The following is a 21,352-nucleotide window of genomic DNA, read 5'->3' on the forward strand; positions in this document are numbered from 1 at the left end:
CTATCCTCCCGAGATTGCCCGGATCATAGGGCGGGCCGAGTGGGCCGCAAGCGCGGTCAGCGGCCTCCCGAAATCTTGAGCACCGCGCCCGTGGTATAGCTCGCCGCCTCCGACAGCAGGAACAGCACCGCCTCGGCCACCTCCTCGGCCGTGCCGGGCCGGCCGATCGGGACGGAGGGCGCGAGTCGCTCCAGGCGCCCGACGACACCGCTCGTGTCGTGGATGTCGGTGGCGATGAGGCCCGGGGCGATGGCATTCACCCGGATGCCCTCGCGCGCCACCTCACGCCCGAGCCCCAGCGTGAAGCTGTCGATGGCGCCCTTGCTGGCGGCGTACCAGACATATTCGCCCGCCGAGCCGAGCGTCGCCGCCATGGAGGAGATGTTGACGATGGCGCCGCCCTTGCCGCCCCGCGCGGTGGACATGCGCCGCACCGCCTGCTGCGCCACGAGGATCGCCCCCGTCACGTTGAGATCGATGACGCGGGCCATCTCGGCCGGGTCGGCATCGGCGAAGGGGCCAGCGCGGCCGGTGATGCCGGCATTGTTCACGAGGTCGGTGACGGCACCGAGATTGGCGTCCACCTCCTCATAGAGACGCGAGATGTCCTTCGGCCGGGCCATGTCGCCCTTGACGACCAGCACCTGCGCCCCGAGCGCCCGCGCCTCGGCGGCCACATCGTCCGCCGCTGCCGCGTCGCGGGTGTAGTTGATGGCAATGCGCCCGTAGCCGGCTTCGGCCGCGCGCCGCACGCAGGCCGCGCCGATGCCCCGGCTGCCGCCCGTGACCAGCAGAACCTTGTCCGCGTTCATTGCTCGCCTCCCCTGTGCACCACGATCCGCCGCTTGCGCCTACCGGCGGCGGCGACGTTCAGCACCTCCACCATCACCGAGAAGGCCATGGCCGCATAGATGTAGCCCTTGGAGATGTGGGCGCCGAAGCCGTCGGCAACCAGCGTCACGCCGATCAGCACCAGGAAGGCGAGCGCCAGCATCTTGGTGGTGGGATGGGTGGCGATGAAGGCGGAGAGCGGGCCGGAGGCCACGAACATGATGCCGACCGCGATGATGACGGCCAGCACCATGATGGCGAGGTGCTCGGCCATGCCGATGGCGGTGAGAATGGAATCCACCGAGAAGACCAGATCGAGCAGGATCACCTGCACGACAATCCCGGCAAAGGCCCGCTTGGCGGCGCCGGCCACGCTCTCCTCGCTCGGCTCGTCCTCGCCTTCGAGGGCGCCGTGCATCTCGGACGTCGCCTTGGCGATCAGGAATGCGCCGCCGCCGATGAGGATGATGTCGCGCCAGGAGAACTCATGCCCGAACGCGGTGAACAGGGATTCTCTGAGGCCGATGAGCCAGGAGAGGGCGAACAGCAGGCCGATGCGCAACAGGAGCGCGGCGGAAAGGCCGATCTGCCTCGCCCTCAACGCCTCGGCCGGCGGCAGGCGCTGCACCACCAGCGAGATGAACACGACATTGTCGATGCCGAGCACGATCTCCATGGCCGTCAGCGTTACCAGCGCCGCCCAGGCTTCCGGCGACGTGATCCAGTCCAACATCGGCGCGCTCCCCTGCCCCAGATTCGCGAAGGCTGATCGGAACGCGGCGCGACTGCAAGTGCGAAGCACAGCAACACCAGGCGCGCACGCGCTGGTCCGCGGCCGCGTCCCGCACGTATCCGCGGCATCTCCGCAGCTTTCGCCGCGGCAAAGTCGGCTCTAGTGTCCCGGGATCCGACCATGAGGAGGCAGCGATGGAACACGACGTGATGCACGAGGTGGTCGTCGTCGGCGCGGGTCCCGCCGGACTTGCCACCGCCATCGGCCTCGCCGCGCGGGGCGTCTCGACCGCGCTCGTCACCGGCCCCGATCGCGGCGCGGACCACCGCACCACGGCGCTGCTGGAAGGCTCGGTGCGCATCCTGGAAGAGTTCGGCGTGTGGGAGCAGATCGCGCCCCGTGCCGCGCCGCTGCGCGACATGCGCATCGCGGACGCCACGCGCCGGCTCGTCCGCGCGCCGGAAGTGACCTTCCGCTCCGCCGAGATCGGCCTCGACGCCTTCGGCTACAACATCGAGAACGACGCCCTGCGCAACGGCCTCCTCGCCGCGGCGATGGAGATGCCCAACCTCCACATCGCCCGCACCTCCGTGGAGCGCATCGATTTCGGGCCGGATGCCGTCACTCTGAAGCTGGCGGATGGAACGAGCCTCGCCGCCCGTCTGGTCGCCGGGGCGGACGGGCGCCAGTCCACGGTGCGGGCCGCCGCCGGCATCAAGATGCGCAACCGCGCCTATCCGCAGGTGGCCTTCACCGCCACCGTGCAACACACGCGGCCCCACGAGGACACCTCCACCGAATTCCACACCGAGAGCGGCCCCTTCACCCTGGTGCCGCTCACGGGCGACCGCTCCTCCATCGTCTGCGTGGTCACCGAGCGCGAGGCGATCCGCCTGCTCGGCCTCAGCGACGAAGTGCTGGCACGGGAGCTGGAGGCGCGCGCCTCCTCCGTGCTCGGCCGGTTCGAGATGGAAGGCGGCCGCGGCGCCTTCCCGCTGGCGGCGGAGACGGCGGAAAGCCTCGTCGGCGACCGTGTGGCTCTGCTGAGCGAAGCCGCCCACATCATGCCGCCCATCGGCGCGCAGGGGCTGAATCTCGGCCTCAGGGATGCGGCGGCCTTGGTCAGTCTCGCAGCGGATGCGGTCGCGACGGGCCGCGATCCCGGCAGCCGGGAGGTGCTCGCCCGCTATGCGGACAAGCGCCAGCGCGACATCAGCGGCCGCATGACCGCCGTGGACCTGCTCAACCGCTCGCTCCTGTCCGATCTTGTGCCGGTGCAGAGCGTGCGCGGCTTCGGCCTCTATCTGCTTGATCGCGTCGGCCCGCTGCGGCGGAGGCTGATGCGCCTCGGCATCGGCGACAAGGCGGCATGAGGTTTGCCGCGTAAGCCTCAAAAAAGGCTGAGCGGGATGAGGTTCTCGCGCAGCAAATAGAGCATCAGCGTCACCGTCACGACCGACGATAGGGTTCCGAGGAGGACGGCGGTGGACGCCTCCTCCACGAACACATGGTATTGCCGCGCCAGCACGAACACGTTCAGCGCGGGCGGCAGCGCGGCCATGAGCAGAAGCGTATGCTCCCACACCGGCGAGAACGGCCCGAACACCGAGAGCGAGACCAGAGCCACGAACGGGTGGACGAACAGCTTCAGGCTCAGGAGCGGCGCGAGTTCCACCGGCACGCGCTTCAGCGGCCGCAGCGCCACGGTCACGCCGAGGGTGAACAGGGCGCAGGGCGCGGCCGCGTTCTTCAGATAGTCCAGCATCCGCGAGAGGGCGTCCGGCTCCTTGAATTCGAGCGCCGCCGCCAGCACGCCCAGTAGCGTGGCGATGTTGAAGGGGTGGGTGAGCACTCTCTTGGCGATGAGCACGAAGGTGTGGCCGAGGCTCTCTCCCCGCCCGCGCGTCGCCATCAGCAGCGGCACGACCGTGAAGAAGAACACGCTGTCGGTGGCGAAGATGAGCGCGGCCGGGCTTGCGGCGGCCTGTCCGAAGGCGGCGAGCGTCAGGCCCGGGCCCATATAGCCCACATTGGCATAGGCACCGGCCGTGAGCGCGATGGCCGCCTCGCCGATATTGCCCTTTCGGAACCAGAGGCCGACGCCCAGCGCCAGCAGGGACATGGTGGCGGTGGAGGCCAGCACGGCCAAGATGAAGGCGGGATTCGCCAGCTCGTGGAACGGCGTCTGCGCAACGATGCGATAGAACAGCGCCGGCAGCGCCACATAGATGATGAAGAAGGAAAGCCAGGCGAGGCCCGCCTCGGGCAGCTTCACCCTGCGGCCGCAGAAATAGCCGAGGAGGATCAGGCCGAAGAAGGGAAAGGCGAGGCCGAAGAGGTCGCTCATGATCGCCGGAAGCTGGCCGGAAGGCGGAGGAGGGAGGCAACGGGGTGCCCCCTTCCTACAAATCCCGGCGACAGATGAAAAGCGCGAGCGCCGATCAGCGCGGCGGCGTCGCGGCCTTGCCCATCAGATGCCGCACGGCATAGAGCTCCGGATAGAGCCGGTTGCGGAACTGGCTCGCCGCCGGCTCCACCGTCGCAAGCAGCCGGTCGATGGCGCCGGAACGGGGCGTGTCGGCCCAGGCACGGCGGGCGATGGGCCGGTCATCGAGCCAGAAGGGGCTCCAGTCGAGCGTCGTCTCGATGAGCTCGCGCGCGAAGTCCGGCCCCTCGTCCAGCGAGCCCTGCATCACCACGTCGATATAGGACTGGAGCAGCGGGAAGTTCACGTCCGGCTGCTGAAGATCAGCCGGCCCCTTGCCGGCGGACTCCTTGGGCACATAGACCCAGATCTTGCCGACGCGGGGCAGGCCCTCCCAGTCGATGGCCTCCACATGGGCCTGGTCCAGCTCCACCCGGTCATAGCCGCCCTCGCGGGCATCGAAGGCGGCAAGCTCGGCTTCGTCCTTCACGGGGAAGATGACGCCGTTGATGCTGCCCGGCTCCTCGCCCGGCATGCGCGGCCGGATGCCGAGGGCGGTGAAGCCCGCGGTGCCTTCGCGCGGGGTGAACCGCGATGCCCACGAGCGCACATAGCCGAAGCTGCCGGAGATTCGGGCGGCGATGGCCGGCACCGGCCGCCCGGACGTTGCGGTCCGGGACGGTCCGCTGATGAGCGAGCCGTATCCGAACAGGAACTCTCGCGGGGCATTGGCGAGGCGCTGGCCCCAGAAATCCTTAGCCGCCGCTGGCAGGGTTGAAGAAGCCGCCAGCCCGGCGAGACCGCCGAGCACACCGCGCCGCGTAATCGTCATGCCCTGTTTCCCCCTGCCCGATGGGCGCCCGCTTGGTCGCCCTGAAGTCGTGTTGCGCAGGCCGGCGACCTATGCTGCATTGCAATCAACAGGTTCTGCGGGGGGTTATGCACCCCCTGCCGCATCCACACGGGGGGACTCATGAAGCTGCCGCGCCAATTCTTCAAGCCGCTCGCCATCGGCGCGCCCGCACCATATCGCGAGCTGCCGGTGCGGCTCGAGCGCATGATCCATTTCGTGCCGCCGCATCTGGAGAAGATGCGCGCCAAGGTGCCGGATATCGCCAAGCAGGTGGACGTGGTTCTCGGCAATCTGGAGGATGCGATTCCCTCCGATGCCAAGGAAGCCGCCCGCAAGGGCTTCATCGAGATGGCCAAGGCCACCGATTTCGGCTCCACCGGCCTGTGGACCCGCATCAACTGCCTCAACAGCCCGTGGGTGCTGGACGACATCATCGAGATCGTCAGCGAGATCGGCAACAAGCTGGACGTCATCATGCTGCCCAAGGTCGAGGGCGCCTGGGACATCCACTATCTCGACCAGCTCCTCGCCCAGCTCGAGGCGCGCCATTCCATCGAGAAGCCCATCCTCATCCACGCCATTCTGGAGACGGCCGAGGGCGTGAAGAATGTGGAGGAGATCGCCGCCGCATCTCCCCGCATGCACGGCATGAGCCTCGGCCCGGCCGACCTTGCCGCCTCGCGCGCCATGAAGACCACCCGCGTCGGCGGTGGCCACCCGGACTACAAGGTGCTGGCCGATCCGGACGGCGACAAGCCGCGCGTCGGCTACCAGCAGGACCTGTGGCATTATACCGTCGGGAAGATGGTGGATGCCTGCGCCGCCAACGGCATCAAGCCCTTCTACGGCCCGTTCGGCGATTTCGCGGACCTCGCCGCGTGCGAGAGCCAGTTCCGCAATGCCTTCCTCCAGGGCTGCGTCGGCGCCTGGTCGTTGCATCCCACGCAGATCGAGATCGCCAAGCGCGTCTTCTCGCCCGATCCGGGCGAGGTGGCGTTCGCGCTCAAGATCCTAGAAGCCATGCCGGACGGTGCCGGCGCGGTGATGATCGACGGCAAGATGCAGGACGACGCCACCTGGAAGCAGGCCAAGGTGATCGTCGACCTTGCCCGGATTGTCGCAGCCAAGGACCCGGAAATGGGCAAAGCCTACGGATTGTGAGAGAATTGATTAACCAACGGCCGCGGCGAAGGTCGCCGCGGCTCTCCCGCCCGAATTCGGGCGGAGCGGAAAAGTCAGGAAGAGGCGGGATATGGCCAGCCAGGACAAAGCGCGCGCAAAGCCCGCAATCGTTGCTCCCATTGGCGACGGCATCCCCGAAGACCCCGCGCATTACGTTGGGTCAGAACTCGGCGCAGGCATGCGTCAGGCGAAGTTCCGCATCGGCGAGGTGGTGCGCCACAAACACTTCCCCTTCCGGGGCGTGGTGTTCGACGTGGACCCGGTGTTCGACAATACCGAGGAATGGTGGCTGTCGATTCCCGAGGACATCCGCCCCCACAAAGACCAGCCGTTTTACCACCTGCTCGCCGAGAATGCGGACAGCGAATACGTCGCCTACGTCTCCGAGCAGAATCTGGAGCGCGACCCCTCCGAGGAGCCGGTGCGCCACCCCAAGGTCACCGAGGCCCTGTCCGAGGATGGCGCCGGCGGCTGGCGGGTGCGGCCTGATCTCGTGAACTGACGAGCGGTTCACGCAGCACCGGAATTAATAAAAAACCCCCGGCCATAAGCCGGGGGTTTTTTCTTTTGGAGAGAAGGCGACGGCAGGTGCCGCCGGCTCACTTTTTCGCCGGATCAGCGGCAGGCGCTGCCGGAGCGGGCGCCGCCGGGGCGGGAGCGGCAGGCTTGGCAGGCGCGGCGGTCTTCTCGATCTTCGCGTCGGCGCGCAGCTTCGTCACCATGTCGGCCTGGGCCTTGCGGACGAGATACTGCTCCACCTGGTCCTCGACCTGCTCATAGGACGGCACCGCCTTCTGGCGCTTGTCCTCGACCTTGATGACGTGCCAGCCGAACTGGGTCTTCACCGGGTCTGAGACCTGGCCCTTCTCCAGCTTGAACGCCGCCTCGGCGAATTCCGGCACCATCTGGTCCTTGGTGAAATAGCCGAGGTCGCCGCCGTCCTCGGCGCTGTCCTTGGAATTCTCCTTGGCGAGCTTGGCGAAATCCTCGCCGGCCTTGGCCTTCTTGGCGATTTCCTTGGCCTTGGCCTCGTCGTCCACCAGGATATGGCGGGCGTGGACTTCCATGTCGGCAGGCGCCGACTTCACCAGCTCGTCGTAGGTCTTGCGCTTGAGCTCGGCAGAAACGGCCTTCTTGGCCTCCTGCATCATGAGCGCTTCCATCAGCGCCTTCATGCGGGCGTAGGCGAGACGATTCTGAAACTCGGGGGTCTGGTCGACCTTCTGCGCCTCGGCGGCCTTGGCGATGAGGGTCATGTCGGTCAGGAACGACAGGACGTATTCATCGCGGGCGGGACCGCGGACCTCGGGCGGCAGGCCGGAGCCGATGTCCTCGATGGCGATGTTCAGCTCGCTCTGGCGGATCGGCGTCCCGTTGACGGTGACGAGGACCGGATCGGCGCCGGGGGCTGCCGCGGGGGCCGCAGCAGGAGCGGCCGCGGGTGCCGGGGCTCCCTGCGCCAACGCCGCCCCCATGGAGGCCGCGGAAACCGAGGCCGCGAGCAGGGCGGCGAAGAGGGAAAGCTGAGCGGAACGCTTCATAGGGCCGTTTTCCTCGGATATGTGTCGTCGGATGCGCCGATGCGCGCGCAACCTTGCTCACGTGTCCTCCGCTGACAAGAGGGCATTGTTGCGGCATACCCGCGACCGGAAAACGCACGGCGGGGCTTTCGTTCCCACGCGCGAGCCTGTATAAGGCGCGCCTTCAATCGGGAATGCTGGCCCACGGGCGAGCCCCGCGCACTGCCCTCACGCAGTTCGCAACCGGGCTCGAGACGAACGCGCACAGGCTTCGTCATCCGTCTTCGGGTTCGGCGCGCACCGATCACAAGTTCGAAAGCCGCAAGGGCGCCAGCCGGCGCGCTCGCATGTTGCGCCAGTTGGCGAGTCACCTGGCTCGTTACGCCGTTCAGGAGTTTGGACAATGGCTGTCCCGAAGAGAAAGACCTCGCCGTCCCGTCGCGGCATGCGCCGTTCGGCCGACGCGCTGAAGCAGCCCACCTATGTGGAAGACAAGGATTCGGGCGAGCTGCGCCGTCCGCACCACGTCGACCTGAAGACCGGCATGTATCGCGGCCGGCAGATTCTGAAGCCCAAGGCCGAGGCCTGAGCTTCACGTCGCGGCGGCCCTCACGGCCGCCCGCTGCAGCGCCGGCGCTCGCCGCCGGCGCACCCACCCTCTCTGAGGGTGATTCTCGCTCCCGCAACCGCTGAGCGATTCGCTCTTCCCTGCGGGCGGGGCGACCCGATCCCACCATCATTCATTAACGCTGACCAGCGCGCGACATCGCGCCCGTGCCGCTGCGTGCGCCATGCGGCCATCCGGTTGCGGCCCTGCCCAGCGCTTGATTCTCCCGGGATCGGCCCGAGGCGATCGGCTGGCGCGTGCAATCCCCTGATGCCTCCGCATTCGTGACATTCGGCGCCCGATGTGTCATCGCATCGGCGGAGCCGGGGCGGCGCCATGGGCGAAGGCCCTGGGCATTTTCCCGGCTGAGCGGCCCCGAGGAGCACCAATGCTGACGCCCGTCCCGTTGCTGATCGTCCCCCTCGCCCTCTACAACATCATGGTCTTTCTGATGCCCGGCACGGAATGGACCACCGTGCTCACCACGGTCGAGATGATGTCAGGGGCCCATTGGACGATCACCCTTGCGGAAGGGTTCATCGTTCTCAGCCTGTTCTTCCTGTTTTTCGAGATTCTGAAGTCGACGCGCATCAGCTCGCGCTCGATCATCGATCACATGCTGTCGATGCTGGTGTTCGCGGCGGGTCTCGCCGAGTTCCTGCTGGTGCGCCCGGCCGGCAACTCGGTATTCGCCATCCTGCTGTGCATCATGCTGCTGGATGTGGTGGCCGGCTTCTCGGTTTCGATCCGCGTCGCCCAGCGCGACTTCTCGGTCGATCCGCGCGCGCAGCAGTAAAGGACTGCTCCACGCGCCGCGGCCGGGCTGAGCCCGGCCATCGCGCATCTCTATCGCGCTTCTCTTGGGATCAAGACGCCGGCCCCGCATCGGGTGGCCGGCGTCGGCGTTTCAGCTGCCGCTGCCTTCCTTTGGGCTGCGGGTCTCGCTCGGCGCATCGTTCTTGGCGACGAGCTTGGGCTCGGGCTTGGGAACGAGTTGCTCCAGCTTCGCCTGCATGTCGGCCATCTGGCGCTTCAGAGCGTCAAGCTCGTCCACCCGCTCGGGCTGCGGCGCAGGCTGCGCAGGTGCAGCGGCCGGAGTGGTGGTGGCGGCCGTGGCCGGCTCGTCCCCCTTAGGGAAGGGCAGGAACATGTGGAAGGCGCGCTCGAACACTTCCATGTTGCGACGCACCGTCTCGTCCAGGCCGGCGAACGGAGCGCCCGGCACCGGAAAGGGCGTCCCCGCGAGCGTCTGGGACAGGTGATCGCGGAACTTGCCCTGATCCTTGGTGAAGCTGTCGATGGACGCTTCCAGGTACCGCGGAACCAGCATCTGCATGCTGTCTCCGTAGAAGCGGATAATCTGGCGCAGGAAAGCGATGGGGAGAAGGTTCTGCCCCTTGTTTTCCTGCTCGAAGATAATCTGCGTCAGCACCGAATGCGTGATGTCCTCGCCGTTCTTGGCGTCGTACACCACGAAGTCCTCGCCTTCCTTCACCATGTTGGCGAGGTCTTCGAGGGTTACATAGGTGCTCGTCCCCGTGTTGTAGAGACGGCGGTTCGCGTATTTCTTGATGGTGACTGGCTCTTGCGTTTTTGCCATCGTCCGGTCATCCGTTTCCTTGGGCGGAACGGTAGGTTAAGGCGTTTCCAAGTGCAGAGCTACCACTTTGTGTGCGCTGCCCATCCATCCTTTCGCAGCGCAGACTCCGCCCTTTGGCGAAGCGCGCCGGGCCTGCGGCCGACCAAGGTTGAATAGCTGCTTTTGACCGGCCCCCTTGCCATGCGATGGGTCATTGACACATGGTCCGGCCCGGACACGATAGAGGTCAAGCCTTCCCACTCGCCATTCGGCAAAGAGGCGCGGAGCCACCCGCCCGATCTTCCCAGGAGAGACTTCCATGAAGGACGAGGTCGTCATCGTCGCCGCCGCGCGCACCCCTGTCGGGTCGTTCAACGGCGCGCTCGGCACGCTGCCCGCGCATGAGCTCGGTGCCATCGCCATCAAGGCCGCCCTCGAGCGCGCCGGCGTCGCGCCGGCTGCCGTGAGCGAAGTGATTCTGGGCCAGGTGCTCACCGCCGCCCAGGGCCAGAACCCCGCCCGCCAGGCCTCCATCAAGGCCGGCGTGCCCATTGAGGCGCCCGCTTATGAAGTGCAGATGGTGTGCGGCTCGGGCCTGCGCTCCGTCGCGCTCGGCGCCCAGGCCATCGCCAACGGCGACAGCGAGGTCGTGGTGGCCGGCGGCCAGGAATCCATGAGCCAGTCCACCCACGCCGCGCACCTGCGCAACGGCGTGCGCATGGGCAATGCCGACTTCGCCGACACCATGATCAAGGACGGCCTGTGGGATGCCTTCAACGGCTACCACATGGGCGTGACCGCCGAGAACGTGGCCAAGGAATTCCAGATCACCCGCATCGAGCAGGACGAGTTCGCCGTCGCCTCCCAGAACAAGGCCGAGGCGGCCCAGAAGGGCGGCAAGTTCAAGGACGAGATCGTCCCCGTCATCATCTCCACCCGCAAGGGCGACGTGGTGGTGGACCAGGACGAGTACATCCGCCACGGCTCCAGCCTCGACGCGATGCAGAAGCTGAAGCCCGCCTTCGCGAAGGACGGCACCGTGACCGCCGGCAACGCGTCCGGCATCAATGACGGCGCCGCCGCCGTTGTGCTCATGAGCGCCGCCCGCGCCAAGGCCGAGGGCAAGACCCCTCTCGCCCGCATCGTCTCCTGGGCGCAGGCCGGCGTCGATCCGTCGGTGATGGGCACGGGCCCGATCCCGGCGTCCAAGCTGGCGCTGGAGAAGGCCGGCTGGTCCAAGGACGACCTCGACCTCATCGAGGCCAACGAGGCGTTCGCCGCGCAGGCCATCGCCGTCAACAAGGGCCTGGGCTGGGATACCTCCAAGGTCAACGTGAACGGCGGCGCCATCGCCATCGGCCATCCGATCGGCGCCTCGGGCACCCGCATCCTCGTGACCCTGCTGCACGAAATGCAGAAGCGCGATGCCAAGAAGGGCCTCGCCACCCTCTGCATCGGCGGCGGCATGGGCATCGCCATGTGCCTCGCGCGCGACTGAGCGCGTCGTTTCAGGCAACCGGACGGAAGGCCTCGCCCCGGGCCGATCCCTCCAGATCAGGGCCGCGACCTTCAATCGCGGCCCTCCGTTTCCGAACGGAAATACCGACTTGCTACACACCGCCCGAGCGTGGCTCGACCCGCTAGGGCTGGGTGGGGGAGTCTCCAGGTCGAGCCAATAGAGTGAAGTGAAGGAGGGAAACCATGGGACGCGTCGCATTGGTCACGGGCGGCACGCGGGGAATCGGCGAGGCAATCTCGGTGGCGCTGAAGGCCGCCGGAAAGACCGTCGTCGCCAATTTCGCGGGCAATGAAGAGGCCGCCAAGGCCTTCACCGAAAAGACCGGCATTCCCGCCTACAAGTGGGACGTGTCCGATTTCGAGGCCTGCAAGGCGGGGATCGCCAAGGTGGAGGCCGAAGTCGGCCCGATCGAAATTCTCGTCAACAACGCCGGCATCACCCGCGACGGCCAGCTGCACAAGATGTCGCTTGAGCAGTGGAACGCGGTGATCAACACCAACCTCAACTCCGCCTTCAACATGACGCGCAACGTCATCGAGGGCATGCGTGACCGCAAGTTCGGCCGCATCGTCTGCATCTCGTCGATCAACGGCCAGAAGGGCCAGTTCGGCCAGACCAACTATTCGGCTGCCAAGGCCGGCGAGATCGGCTTCGTGAAGGCCCTCGCGCAGGAAAGCGCGAAGCTCGGCATCACCGTGAACGCCATCGCCCCGGGCTACATCGCCACCGAGATGGTGAAGGCGGTGCCGGCGGACGCGCTGGCCAAGATCGTGGCGACCATCCCGGTCGGCCGCCTCGGCGAGCCGGAGGATATCGCCCGCGCGGTGGTGTTCCTCACCTCCGACGACGCCGGCTTCGTCACCGGTTCGACCATGACCGTCAACGGCGCGCAGTACATCTGCTGATCGCGCCATCCGGCGACACAAGACGGCCCGCGTCCCCTCTGGACGCGGGCCGTTTGCGTTTCAGGCCATAGGCCCGTCTCAGACCACCAGCGTCTGCAGCAGGGCCCGCACCGGCTCGGGAATCGGCACCGGCCGCTGGGTCGCCCGCTCCACATAGACATGGACGAAATGCCCCTGCGCCGCCGCGCTCGGGTCGTCGCCCTGGAACAGGGCAATCTGGTAGCGCACCGAGGACGAGCCGAGCTTCGTCACCCGCATGGCCGCCTTGACCGGGGCCGGATAGGTGAGGCTGCGGAAATAGGTGCAGCGCGTTTCCACCACGAGACCGATGACAGGGCTCGTCTGCGGGTCCAGCAGCCCGGCCGAGACCAGTTGCTCGTTCACCACCGTGTCGAAGTAGGAATAATAGACGACGTTGTTCACGTGCCCGTAGACGTCCACGTCCATCCATCGGGTCGTGATCGGCAGCATATGCTTGAAGCCGTCGATCGTCACGGGCTCCTCGCGCGCCGTGCCCCCACCTGCGCCCGTCCCTGCCCCACCGCTCATTCCAGCCTCCCTATCGCATCCGCCGCCATTTAGAGGGAACGGACGGGCGAGGCCAAGGGCGAGCCGCGAAGCAATGCGGGCCGGAGCTTCAGCCGGGCTCGTCGCCGGGCGGCAGCGGCTGCTCGGGCACCTTGAGGGCGTCGGCGAGGCGCATGCGCGCGGTGCCGGGGCGCAGCGGCTTCTGCTGGCTCTCATGGGGCGCCCAGCCGGAGAGGAAGACGATCTCGAACGTCGCCCGCACCTTGCCGTCCGGGTCCGCGAACCGCTCGGCATAGACTTCCGCCGCGCGCAGCAATGTCGCCCGGCGCAGCGGCACGCGGCGGCGTTCATTGAGCGCATTGGCCCCGCCCATCCGCCTCAGGTCCGCAAACAGGGTGAAGGGCGAGGAATAGCGCACCACCACGCGATCCACGTCCGTCACCGGCAGGGCGAACCCCGCCCGCTGCAGCAGGGCGCCGAGATCGCGCACATCGGCGAATGGCGCCACGCGGGGCGAGAGGCCGCCCGTGGTCTCGCTCTCGGCAATGGCGAAGGCCTGCCGCAGTTCGGTGAGGCTGCCGCCGCCGAGCAGCGCGCCCATGAACAGCCCGTCCGGCTTCAGCGCCCGGCGCACCTGAGCCAGCACCCCCGGCAGGTCGTTGACCGATTGCAGCGCCAGCGCCGAAACCACCAGATCCAGGCTGCCGGCAGCGAATGGCAGCGCCTCCTCGTCGGCGACCACGGCGGGTGGGACGAGATCGCCCGCCAAAGGCGCGGCACGGATCAGGCGCTCCACGGCCGGGTGCCCGGACAGGGCGGTAGCGAGCGCCCCGGTCGGGGTGCCGAGATCCACGGCGGTCGAAAAGGTCCGCTTCACGGCCAAGAGCCGGTCCGCCACATCCTCCGCCGCGCGCTCCAGCAGGAATGTCTCCGGCCCGAGCGCAGCCGCACGGGCAAGCCGCCGGCGCAGCAGGTCGCGATCGAAGACGAGGTGGGGCGCGGTTTCGGAGGCAGGGCTCATGGCGCGCATATAAGCGCTTGCCGTGCCGGATGCACGCGCCCGCCGTTTCCCCCCGTCGCGGGAAAGATGCCTTTCCGGCTGCGCTTATTGATCGGCGCCCGGGGAGCCGCTACAGGCCACGGGACCCATAAGACTTTCGCACAAGGGCACGGGAGAGCGGCCATGGACAAGGCAAACGGCACGAACACGGCCTCCGACAGGGAGATCCTGCTCGCGCTTTTCGATGCCGCCCTTGCCGCCGCTCTACCGGAAGGCAAGTTCAAGGACAGCCTCCCCGCCCCGCCCGATGCGGCCAAGGGCGGCCGCACCATCGTGATCGGCGCCGGCAAGGCCTCCGCCCGCATGGCGCGCGCCTTCGAGGAGGAATGGGGCCGCCCCTGCGAGGGCCTCATCGTCACCCGCTACGGCCATGGCTGCGAGACGAAGCACATCGAGATCGTCGAGGCCGCCCATCCGGTGCCGGACCAAGCGGGGCTCGATGCCGCCCGCCGCATCCTGGAACTGGCGCGCAGCGCCGGGCCGGACGATCTCGTGGTGTGCCTTATGTCCGGCGGCGCCTCCTCGCTGCTCACCCTCCCGGCCGAGGGGCTGACGCTCGCCGACAAGCAGGCGCTCAACTCCGCTCTGCTCAAGTCCGGCGCGCCCATCGGGGTGATGAACCGGGTGCGCAAGTCCATGTCCGCCATCAAGGGCGGCCGCCTTGCCGCCGCCATCGCGCCGGCACGGGCCGTCACCTACCTCATCTCCGACGTGCCGGGCGACGACCCCGCCGCCATCGGCTCCGGCCCCACCATTCCCGAGGCGTCCGATCCGGAGGCCGTGCTCGGCCTGATGCGCACCTGGGGCATCGAGATCACCGACAAGCTGGAGCAGGTCATCCGCGCCAACACGGTGGCGGGCGAGGCCATTCCCGGCCAGGAGGTGCACATGATCGCGACCCCGCTCATGGCGCTGAAGGCGGCCGAGGCAAAGGCGAAGACGCTCGGCCTGACCCCGCTCATCCTCGGCGACGCCATAGAGGGAGAGGCGCGGGAGGCCGGCAATGTCTTCGCCGGCATCGCCCGCTCCGCCTCCGAGCACGGCCTGCCGGCGGCCGCGCCCTGCGTGCTGCTCTCCGGCGGCGAGACCACGGTGACGGTGCGGGGCAAGGGACGCGGGGGCCGAAGCGTGGAATTCCTCCTCGCGCTGGCCATCGCGCTCAAGGGCCGGGAGGGCGTCTCCGCCATCTCCTGCGACACGGACGGCGTGGACGGCACGGAAGACAATGCCGGCGCCTGGTTCGACGCCGCGCTGCTCGCCGATGCCGCGAGCCGTGGGCTGAAGCCCGACGACTACCTTGCCAACAATGACGGCTACAGCTTCTTCTCGGCCCTCGACCGACTGGTGATGACCGGCCCGACGCTGACCAACGTCAACGACTTCCGCGCGATTCTGGTGCGCTGACACCAGCAGAGCCGATTGCGGCGGGCGTATGCCTGCACGCGCCTGTTGCAGCGCAGCAGAGCTGCAGCGGGCGCATGGCTCAATTAAATTGAGCGATATCAAAACGCTGAGCGGTCTGGCCACCAAATCGGCATCGCTTTGCCGTATTGGTCAAGGTAAACCCTATTGACCTTTGCTGCGCTGCACATAGTTTGAGGCACGAACAAACCGGGGGGCGACCGGGAGGAAACCGGGGTTTTAGACGCCAGTCTGGAGACCACAATGACCGATGAGGTCGCACCGGGGATCATCCGGAAGCTTTGGAGCGGAGAGACCGGACGGTTCCGGGACCATCTCCTGAGGCTCGATACGGAGAGCCGCCGGTTCAGGTTCGGCTCCGCAGTATCCCCTGAATTCATCGAGCGCTATGCGTCGCGGGTGTTCCGCACGGGAGCCATCGTGCATGGCTGCTTCGTCGACGGCGAGCTGCGTGCCGCCGCCGAGCTCTATCCCATGGGCGACGTGCTGCCCGGCGAGGCGGAAGCCGCCTTCAGCGTCGAGACCGAATACCAGAACCATGGCCTCGGCACGCTGCTGCTCGACCGGGTGATCCTGTCCGCGCGCAATCGCGGCATCCGCTCGCTGTTCATGAGCTGCCTCGCCCACAATCGGCGCATGCAGCAGATCGCGCGCAAGTATGACGCCGAGCTGAAGTTCGAGCACGACGAGGTCACGGCCGAGCTGGTCGCGCCCTTCCCCACTGCGCTGTCTCTGGCGCAGGAAGCGGCGGCGGACGCCCAGGGCATGGCGGGCGCCGTGCTCCAGGCCCAGCGCCTAGCAACCGGCCGCCTGCTCGACATGTTCCTTCCCGCTGCGACCGAGCCTGTGCTGGAGCCGCAGTGACCTGATCCGTCTGCCCCGACGTGAGACCCGGCCCTTTGCACAAGAGGGCCGGCAAACAAAAACCCCCGGCACTGCCGGGGGTTTTTCGTTTCAGCCAGACACCGGCCGGAGATCGCCGGCCGGAAATCACTGGCAGGACCTCACTGGCCCGTCTTGGCCTTCTCGAGCTCCTGGCCCTTCTTGAGGAGGGCGGCCTTGCTCTGCTCTTCCTGCTGCTGGGCGGCGGCGCGGGCTTCTTCCATGCGCTTGCGCTCAAGCTCCATGGCGACCTTCGCGTCCATGCCGGGGCCGTCATAGGCCTTGCCGAAGTCGGTGTTGGAGATGGGCAGGCTGAGGGTGCGGCCGGTGCCATTCACCATCTGCAGATAGACCGCATTGGCCTTGCGCAGCTTGGCGACGAAGGTGCCGTCGACCTCGAGGTCGCCGATGCAGGTCGCGCCGCCGCCCTGGATGGGCTGGCACAGCACGAACGGGATGTTCACGGGATCCTTGTCGAGGGTGATGCGCAGGCCGGGCTGCAGGCGCATGCCGAGCGGCACGGAGATGTTGATGTGCTTCTTGGGCTCATCCTGCATCTCGATGATGTCGACCTTGGCGATCGCCTGGCTCTCGACGCCGAGCACCTGGGTCAGCACGCAGACCTGCTTCTTCCGCTCAGGCACTTCCTGGCAGATCTTCTGCCACGGCGAGGCGGAGAACTTCACGTCAGGCTCGCCCTGCGGCGCCTGGCCCTGCTGGGGGGCACCGGCCGGGGCCGGGGCAGCGGCGGCGGGAGCGGCAGGCTTGGCCGCGGCGGGCGCCGCAGGCTTGGCGGGCGCCGCGGGCTTCGCCGGCTGGGTCGTGGAGGGCTGGGTCTGGGCAAAGGCCGGACCGGCGAGCGCCACAGTGAGCAGCGTGGCGGCGATGAACGCCGTGAGCCGCGCGGTGGAATGGGTCTTCGTCATTGTGGCCTTTCCTGTGGTCTCTGCCGCCGGGCTCCCGCATGCGCAGGCGCACGCGCACGCCGGAGCACCCCGCGCCCCCTCTCGGACACCGGCTCTCTCCGGCCCAATTAAGGCGAGAAGGTGACAAACCGGCCGTCATCTTCACATCTGGCGGCGGGCGCTAGATTGCGGAGGAATGCGGCCAACTGACGGCGCATTCTGCAACCCATGGGAAATGCTGATAGGCGGCCGCCCGCGAGCCCCTATCATGGCACACGAATCATGAGGCCGCCTTTGCCAGGCTTGGCTTCGTGTGACGCGATGCAGCATCGGAGGCGCCATGATGACCGGCTGCGGAAACGCCGCGCGCCTGACGAGGACGGCTCCTGCGGTCCTCGTGCTTCTGCTGCTGGTTTTCGGCGCCACCAAACCGGCGGTCGCCCAGGCGCTTGACAAGGCTTCAGCCATCACGATGCGGGGCAAGCCGGCCCTGCCCCCCGGCTTCACTTCTCTCGCTTATGCCAATTCCAACGCGCCCAAGGGCGGGCGGCTCACGCTCTCTTTGCTCGGCACCTTCGACAGCCTCAACCCGTTCATCGTGAAGGGCACCTCCCCCGGCGTCCTGCGCGGCACGGTGACAGAGAGCCTGATGGCCCGCTCGCTGGACGAGCCCTTCACCCTCTATCCGCTGATCGCCCGCACCGTTTCCACCGACGAAAAGCGCTCCTTCGTCGAGTTCGCCCTCGACCCGGCCGCCCGCTTCTCCGACGGCAGTGCGCTGACCAGCGCGGACGTGCTGTTCTCCTTCGCCCTCATGCGGGACATGGGCCGGCCGAACCACCGGCTCTATTACGGCAAGATCACCAAGGCGGAGGCGCCGGACGCGCACACAGTGCGCTTCACCTTCGCCGAGCCGGACCCCGAGCTGCCGCTCATCATGGGGCTGATGCCGGTCTTCAGCGCGCAGGCGACCGACCGGGCGCGGTTCGAGGAGACGACCCTCACCCCCCTCCTCGGCTCCGGCCCTTACAGGGTCACCAACGTCAATGCCGGCGCGGCGCTCACGCTGGAGCGCAATCCGGACTATTGGGGCCGGAACGTCGCCTTCAATCGCGGCCTCTATAATTTCGACCGGCTCGACACCGTTTATTTCCGCGATGCCAACAGCGAATTCGAGGCGTTCCGCAAAGGTCTGATCGACGCCCGGTTCGAGAACGACCCCGGCAGATGGGAGACGGCCTACGATTTCCCCGCCGTCCGCAGCGGCGAGGTGGTGAAGGAGACCATCCCCACCGGCATCCCGAAGCCCTATTCCGCCTTCGTCTTCAACACGCGCCGCCCGCTGCTGGCAGACATCCGGGTGCGGCAGGCCCTGATCGAGCTGTTCGATTTCGAATGGCTGGACCGCAGCTTCTATCACGGCCTCTACCGCCGGACGGGCAGCTTCTTCGAAGGCTCGGCACTCTCCAGCATCGATCGGCCGGCAGATGCCCGCGAACGCGCGCTGCTGGCGCCCTTCCCCGGCTCCGTGGTGCCGGACGTGCTCGCCGGCACCTATCACCCGCCGGTCTCAGACGGAACAGGCCGCGACCGCATCCGGCTCAAGACGGCGCTCGACCTTCTGGAACAGGCGGGATTCGTGCTGCGCAAGGGCGCGCTGGTGGATGCGGGGAACGGACGGCCGTTCGCGCTGGAACTCATGGTGGTCACACGCGATCAGGAGCGCCTCGCCCTCGCCTGGCAGGCGCAGTTGAAGCGGGCGGGCATCACCCTCAACGTGCGCAGCGTGGATGCGGTGCAGTTCGACACCCGCCGGCAGGCCTATGATTTCGATATGATGCCCTATGCTTGGTCGCAATCCCTGTCGCCGGGCAACGAGCAGGCCTTCTATTTCGGCGCCGCCGCCGCCGACACGCCGGGCAGCCGCAACTATATGGGCGCGAAGGCGCCGGCCATCGACGCCACCATCGCTGCCCTCATCGCCGCGCGGGACGAGGAGGCGTATGTCGCCGCCGCGCGGGCGCTGGACCGGGTGCTGATCTCCGGCGCCTATGCGGTGCCGCTGTTCCACACGCCCGGGCAATGGCTCGCGCGCTGGACACGCATCGCCCGGCCCGAACGGGCCTCGCTCTATGGCACCCTGCCGGAAACGTGGTGGCGGGTGCCGGGCAAATGAGCCGTCAGGCCGGCACGGAGGCGGGCCGGGCCCGCGCGGCCAACGTCCCAACGATCACGAAAGCCAGCAGCACCACGCCCTGAGCGATGGCGAACGGCGGCTCCGACTGGGTGGGCGCCAGCGCCGCCAGCGCCGGCACCTTGGCGAATGCCTGCGCGACGGCGACGAACACCAGGAAATAAAGGCTCGCCACGGCAGCAGCCGCATAGACCGGGCGCCACACGCCCACACGGCCGGCACCGTAGAGCGCATAGGCGGCCCCCAACACCACCACAAGCGCGATGGCGCCCACCACGTGCGATGGCTTCACCCCCGAGAAGGGAAAGAGAAAGCCGGTCGCGCTCGTGAGGAAGGCGAGAGCCAGAAAGGCGGCGGTGATCCCCGCCCCTGCCCGCTCGCCCCGCATCAAGGCGAGCGTGACCGGAATCCCGAGAACGATGGCGATCAGGCTGATCCAGGTGTGCAGGCCGGTGAGTGTGGTCGGGTCGAACATGTCTGCCCCCTCGCTGTGCTGGATCATGATGCCGCAGCGTCAAGCTTTCCGCACGCCCCGTCTTTGCGGCTCGGCATGCTTCGGCAGCCAGTTTGGAGGCGCGCAAATACATCCGGCTTGGGCTGGACAGCGCCATCGCAACGCAGCACGTTATGCCGCAAGGGCAAATATCGGCCGCAATTGGCGAAGAAGCTCCGACGCGCTGATTGCGGTAGTACCTTGCGGCAATACTTGGTCCGCTGTACTTGGTCGCAACTACGAAATGGCGTGAGGATGCACGCCGCTTGGCGCCGAATGCGCCGGCAACCGCCGCGAAATCCAAAAACGCGGTGAATACAAGGAGTTCGGCAGGGACCATCGGGTCAGGGGATGGTTCGTCCGTGAGTGTCTTCAACGCCGGCCTCCGCCAGTTCTGGCAAGAGGGGCTCCGTTGGGAGGTGAATTCGATGGCTCGCCCTGGACTTGCGGCGCACGGCCGGGATGAATTCGAGGCCACCCGCCCCGAATACCCGATGCGCTATCGCACAGAGACCGCGCAGAACCAGCGCCCCACTGTTCCGGCCCGCATAGGTGCCGGAAGCCGCCCCCGCCGCAGTTCCAAGCGCCGCGACGGGCTCATGCTCTGGCGGGTGCTCGGCGCATCTGCGGCGGTGCTCATCCTCGGGATGGGTGGTTTGCTGGCTTACAATCTTGTTTCTCCGTGCTCCGACACATCACAGACCGCAGCCGCTCCCACCCAGCCGACTCCAACCGCCCCCGTCGCCGCCCCTGCCACCGCAGCCGCAACCACGGCGCCGAAACCCGCGACGCCAGCTCAACCCAAGCGCATCGCCGACGCAGGGCACGGCCAGTCCGCCATGAAAGTGGCCTCCATTCTCGGCGCTGGCGGGGAGACTGCGGCCCCCCTTACGGCCGAAGCCGGGCCGACGGCCGCCGACTTTTCCCGGCCCGCCTTCCTTGAGCCTCTCAACGATACGGACGAGGAAACCCTCCCGGCGAGCGCCGTGGAGACGGTGGCCGAACGCACCCCGCCCGACGCCGCCGCGCCGCTGCCCGTGCCCCGTCCTGTGAAAATGGCGTCCGCCGACACCGCAGCCTCCGACGACGACTCCGCCACATCCGCCCGCATCCGCTCGGCGGTCACGCTCCGCTCCGGCCCACGCCGCTCCGCCTCGGCCATTGGCACGCTGGAGGGTGGCACGAAGGTGAAGCTTTATTCGTGCAAGAGCTGGTGCGAGGTCTCGACCGGCGACAAGCGCGGCTGGGTCTACAAGTCGTCGGTGGACCGCTGAACCGCCGCCGCTCCACCGTCCGTCATTTGGCGCGCCGCAGACCTTGCCTTGTCGGTCGGCACTTCTTCCGGTGATACCCGTCCGCTGAGGGGCACCTGACCTTCGGCCGGTGGCGCATCGCCCGGCGAAGGCCTCCCCACCTCATCTTCTTGCGCTGTGGCCGCCTGGAGCGGCAACGGGACCAGCACGGCGATGCCCCGCCCCATCCAGTCCGGCTGTCCCGTATCCAGCATGTCCATGTTTGCCGGAGCGGGGAACGGGGCCTTTCCGTCTGAAATCTCCGCTGCCACCATCTCGGCGGCCCGGCCCACGGCTGCGGCGAGCGTCTCGCCATCCGCCTGAAGCCCGGGAAAATCCGGGAAACTCAGACGAAGCCCGCTTTCTTCCTCTCGGATGATGCCGATCACATGGTTCATGGCGCGTCCTCCTGAAGGAGAAAA

At 67.6% G+C, this 21,352-nt stretch carries 22 protein-coding genes; 11 read left to right on the forward strand and 11 right to left on the reverse strand.

The annotated features are described in order from the left end of the window. Positions 1 to 56: 56 nt before the first annotated feature. On the reverse strand, positions 57 to 812 hold the full coding sequence (locus FHT36_RS02145; protein WP_169120719.1) for an SDR family oxidoreductase: 756 nt from the start codon (positions 810 to 812) through the stop codon (positions 57 to 59). Beyond that, a complete protein-coding gene (locus FHT36_RS02150) occupies positions 809 to 1,564 on the reverse strand; it encodes a TerC family protein (protein ID WP_169120721.1) in 756 nt (251 codons plus the stop codon). Before FHT36_RS02150 ends, FHT36_RS02145 begins: the two co-directional genes overlap by 4 nt. A gap of 194 nt (positions 1,565 to 1,758) precedes the next feature. Here FHT36_RS02150 and FHT36_RS02155 point away from each other — a divergent pair, with 194 nt between their 5' ends. Next, a complete protein-coding gene (locus tag FHT36_RS02155; protein ID WP_169120723.1) occupies positions 1,759 to 2,937 on the forward strand; it encodes a UbiH/UbiF family hydroxylase in 1,179 nt (392 codons plus the stop codon). A 17-nt stretch (positions 2,938 to 2,954) separates the two neighbouring features. Here the strand turns inward: FHT36_RS02155 and FHT36_RS02160 are convergent, their stop codons facing one another. Both FHT36_RS02160 and FHT36_RS02165 read right to left on the reverse strand, forming a co-directional pair. After that, entirely contained in the window at positions 2,955 to 3,911 is a 957-nt protein-coding gene (locus FHT36_RS02160) for an AEC family transporter (RefSeq protein WP_169120725.1), read from the reverse strand. Between the two features lie 94 nt (positions 3,912 to 4,005). After that, a complete protein-coding gene (locus tag FHT36_RS02165; protein ID WP_246701978.1) occupies positions 4,006 to 4,821 on the reverse strand; it encodes a gamma-glutamylcyclotransferase family protein in 816 nt (271 codons plus the stop codon). 141 nt (positions 4,822 to 4,962) lie between these two features. On the opposite strand from FHT36_RS02165, the gene FHT36_RS02170 reads away from it, so the two are divergent. Then, a complete protein-coding gene (locus FHT36_RS02170) occupies positions 4,963 to 6,003 on the forward strand; it encodes a CoA ester lyase (RefSeq protein ID WP_169120727.1) in 1,041 nt (346 codons plus the stop codon). Between the two features lie 199 nt (positions 6,004 to 6,202). Next, complete coding sequence (gene hspQ / locus FHT36_RS02175) at positions 6,203 to 6,526, forward strand: heat shock protein HspQ (RefSeq protein WP_024279213.1); 324 nt, start codon at positions 6,203 to 6,205, stop codon at positions 6,524 to 6,526. 97 nt (positions 6,527 to 6,623) lie between these two features. Here the strand turns inward: hspQ and FHT36_RS02180 are convergent, their stop codons facing one another. Then, positions 6,624 to 7,565, reverse strand: coding sequence for a peptidylprolyl isomerase (locus FHT36_RS02180; RefSeq protein WP_169120729.1), 942 nt, complete (start codon positions 7,563 to 7,565; stop codon positions 6,624 to 6,626). A gap of 382 nt (positions 7,566 to 7,947) precedes the next feature. Here FHT36_RS02180 and rpmF point away from each other — a divergent pair, with 382 nt between their 5' ends. Together rpmF and FHT36_RS02190 are read left to right on the forward strand one after the other, a co-directional pair. Then, a complete protein-coding gene (rpmF, locus tag FHT36_RS02185) occupies positions 7,948 to 8,133 on the forward strand; it encodes a 50S ribosomal protein L32 (RefSeq protein WP_024279215.1) in 186 nt (61 codons plus the stop codon). 406 nt (positions 8,134 to 8,539) lie between these two features. Continuing rightward, entirely contained in the window at positions 8,540 to 8,947 is a 408-nt protein-coding gene (locus FHT36_RS02190; protein ID WP_169120731.1) for a hypothetical protein, read from the forward strand. A gap of 111 nt (positions 8,948 to 9,058) precedes the next feature. Here FHT36_RS02190 and phaR read toward each other — a convergent pair whose 3' ends face one another. Beyond that, the gene (phaR, locus tag FHT36_RS02195) at positions 9,059 to 9,751 is read right to left on the reverse strand and encodes a polyhydroxyalkanoate synthesis repressor PhaR (RefSeq protein ID WP_169120733.1); all 693 of its coding nucleotides are present in this window, start codon (positions 9,749 to 9,751) and stop codon (positions 9,059 to 9,061) included. 298 nt (positions 9,752 to 10,049) lie between these two features. On the opposite strand from phaR, the gene FHT36_RS02200 reads away from it, so the two are divergent. Together FHT36_RS02200 and phbB are read left to right on the forward strand one after the other, a co-directional pair. Next, positions 10,050 to 11,228, forward strand: coding sequence for an acetyl-CoA C-acetyltransferase (locus FHT36_RS02200; protein WP_169120735.1), 1,179 nt, complete (start codon positions 10,050 to 10,052; stop codon positions 11,226 to 11,228). A 203-nt stretch (positions 11,229 to 11,431) separates the two neighbouring features. After that, positions 11,432 to 12,154: an acetoacetyl-CoA reductase gene (gene phbB, locus FHT36_RS02205; RefSeq protein ID WP_169120737.1), complete on the forward strand. Its 723-nt coding sequence runs from the start codon at positions 11,432 to 11,434 to the stop codon at positions 12,152 to 12,154. Positions 12,155 to 12,232: 78 nt separating this feature from the next. On the opposite strand, the gene FHT36_RS02210 is transcribed toward phbB, so the two are convergent. Further along, a complete protein-coding gene (locus FHT36_RS02210) occupies positions 12,233 to 12,703 on the reverse strand; it encodes a thioesterase family protein (RefSeq protein ID WP_169120739.1) in 471 nt (156 codons plus the stop codon). A gap of 88 nt (positions 12,704 to 12,791) precedes the next feature. Then, positions 12,792 to 13,712: a methyltransferase domain-containing protein gene (locus tag FHT36_RS02215; protein WP_407077053.1), complete on the reverse strand. Its 921-nt coding sequence runs from the start codon at positions 13,710 to 13,712 to the stop codon at positions 12,792 to 12,794. A gap of 153 nt (positions 13,713 to 13,865) precedes the next feature. Here FHT36_RS02215 and FHT36_RS02220 point away from each other — a divergent pair, with 153 nt between their 5' ends. Next, the gene (locus FHT36_RS02220; RefSeq protein ID WP_169120743.1) at positions 13,866 to 15,146 is read left to right on the forward strand and encodes a glycerate kinase; all 1,281 of its coding nucleotides are present in this window, start codon (positions 13,866 to 13,868) and stop codon (positions 15,144 to 15,146) included. 261 nt (positions 15,147 to 15,407) lie between these two features. Continuing rightward, positions 15,408 to 16,028 (forward strand): GNAT family N-acetyltransferase, encoded by a 621-nt coding sequence (locus FHT36_RS02225; protein ID WP_169120745.1) that lies wholly within the window; start codon positions 15,408 to 15,410, stop codon positions 16,026 to 16,028. 140 nt (positions 16,029 to 16,168) lie between these two features. Here the strand turns inward: FHT36_RS02225 and FHT36_RS02230 are convergent, their stop codons facing one another. Then, entirely contained in the window at positions 16,169 to 16,972 is an 804-nt protein-coding gene (locus FHT36_RS02230; protein WP_169120747.1) for an invasion associated locus B family protein, read from the reverse strand. A gap of 319 nt (positions 16,973 to 17,291) precedes the next feature. Here FHT36_RS02230 and FHT36_RS02235 point away from each other — a divergent pair, with 319 nt between their 5' ends. Next, on the forward strand, positions 17,292 to 19,127 hold the full coding sequence (locus FHT36_RS02235; RefSeq protein ID WP_246701979.1) for an extracellular solute-binding protein: 1,836 nt from the start codon (positions 17,292 to 17,294) through the stop codon (positions 19,125 to 19,127). Between the two features lie 4 nt (positions 19,128 to 19,131). Here FHT36_RS02235 and FHT36_RS02240 read toward each other — a convergent pair whose 3' ends face one another. Beyond that, on the reverse strand, positions 19,132 to 19,647 hold the full coding sequence (locus FHT36_RS02240) for a hypothetical protein (RefSeq protein WP_246701980.1): 516 nt from the start codon (positions 19,645 to 19,647) through the stop codon (positions 19,132 to 19,134). A 353-nt stretch (positions 19,648 to 20,000) separates the two neighbouring features. On the opposite strand from FHT36_RS02240, the gene FHT36_RS24785 reads away from it, so the two are divergent. Beyond that, complete coding sequence (locus tag FHT36_RS24785) at positions 20,001 to 20,912, forward strand: SH3 domain-containing protein (protein WP_169120749.1); 912 nt, start codon at positions 20,001 to 20,003, stop codon at positions 20,910 to 20,912. Here FHT36_RS24785 and FHT36_RS02250 read toward each other — a convergent pair. Beyond that, complete coding sequence (locus FHT36_RS02250; RefSeq protein WP_169120751.1) at positions 20,888 to 21,328, reverse strand: type II toxin-antitoxin system HicB family antitoxin; 441 nt, start codon at positions 21,326 to 21,328, stop codon at positions 20,888 to 20,890. The genes FHT36_RS24785 and FHT36_RS02250 overlap by 25 nt on opposite strands. Positions 21,329 to 21,352: the final 24 nt, after the last annotated feature.

The organism is Xanthobacter sp. SG618 (assembly GCF_012932745.1).
In the GTDB taxonomy this organism is placed as follows: Bacteria; Pseudomonadota; Alphaproteobacteria; order Rhizobiales; family Xanthobacteraceae; genus Xanthobacter; species Xanthobacter flavus.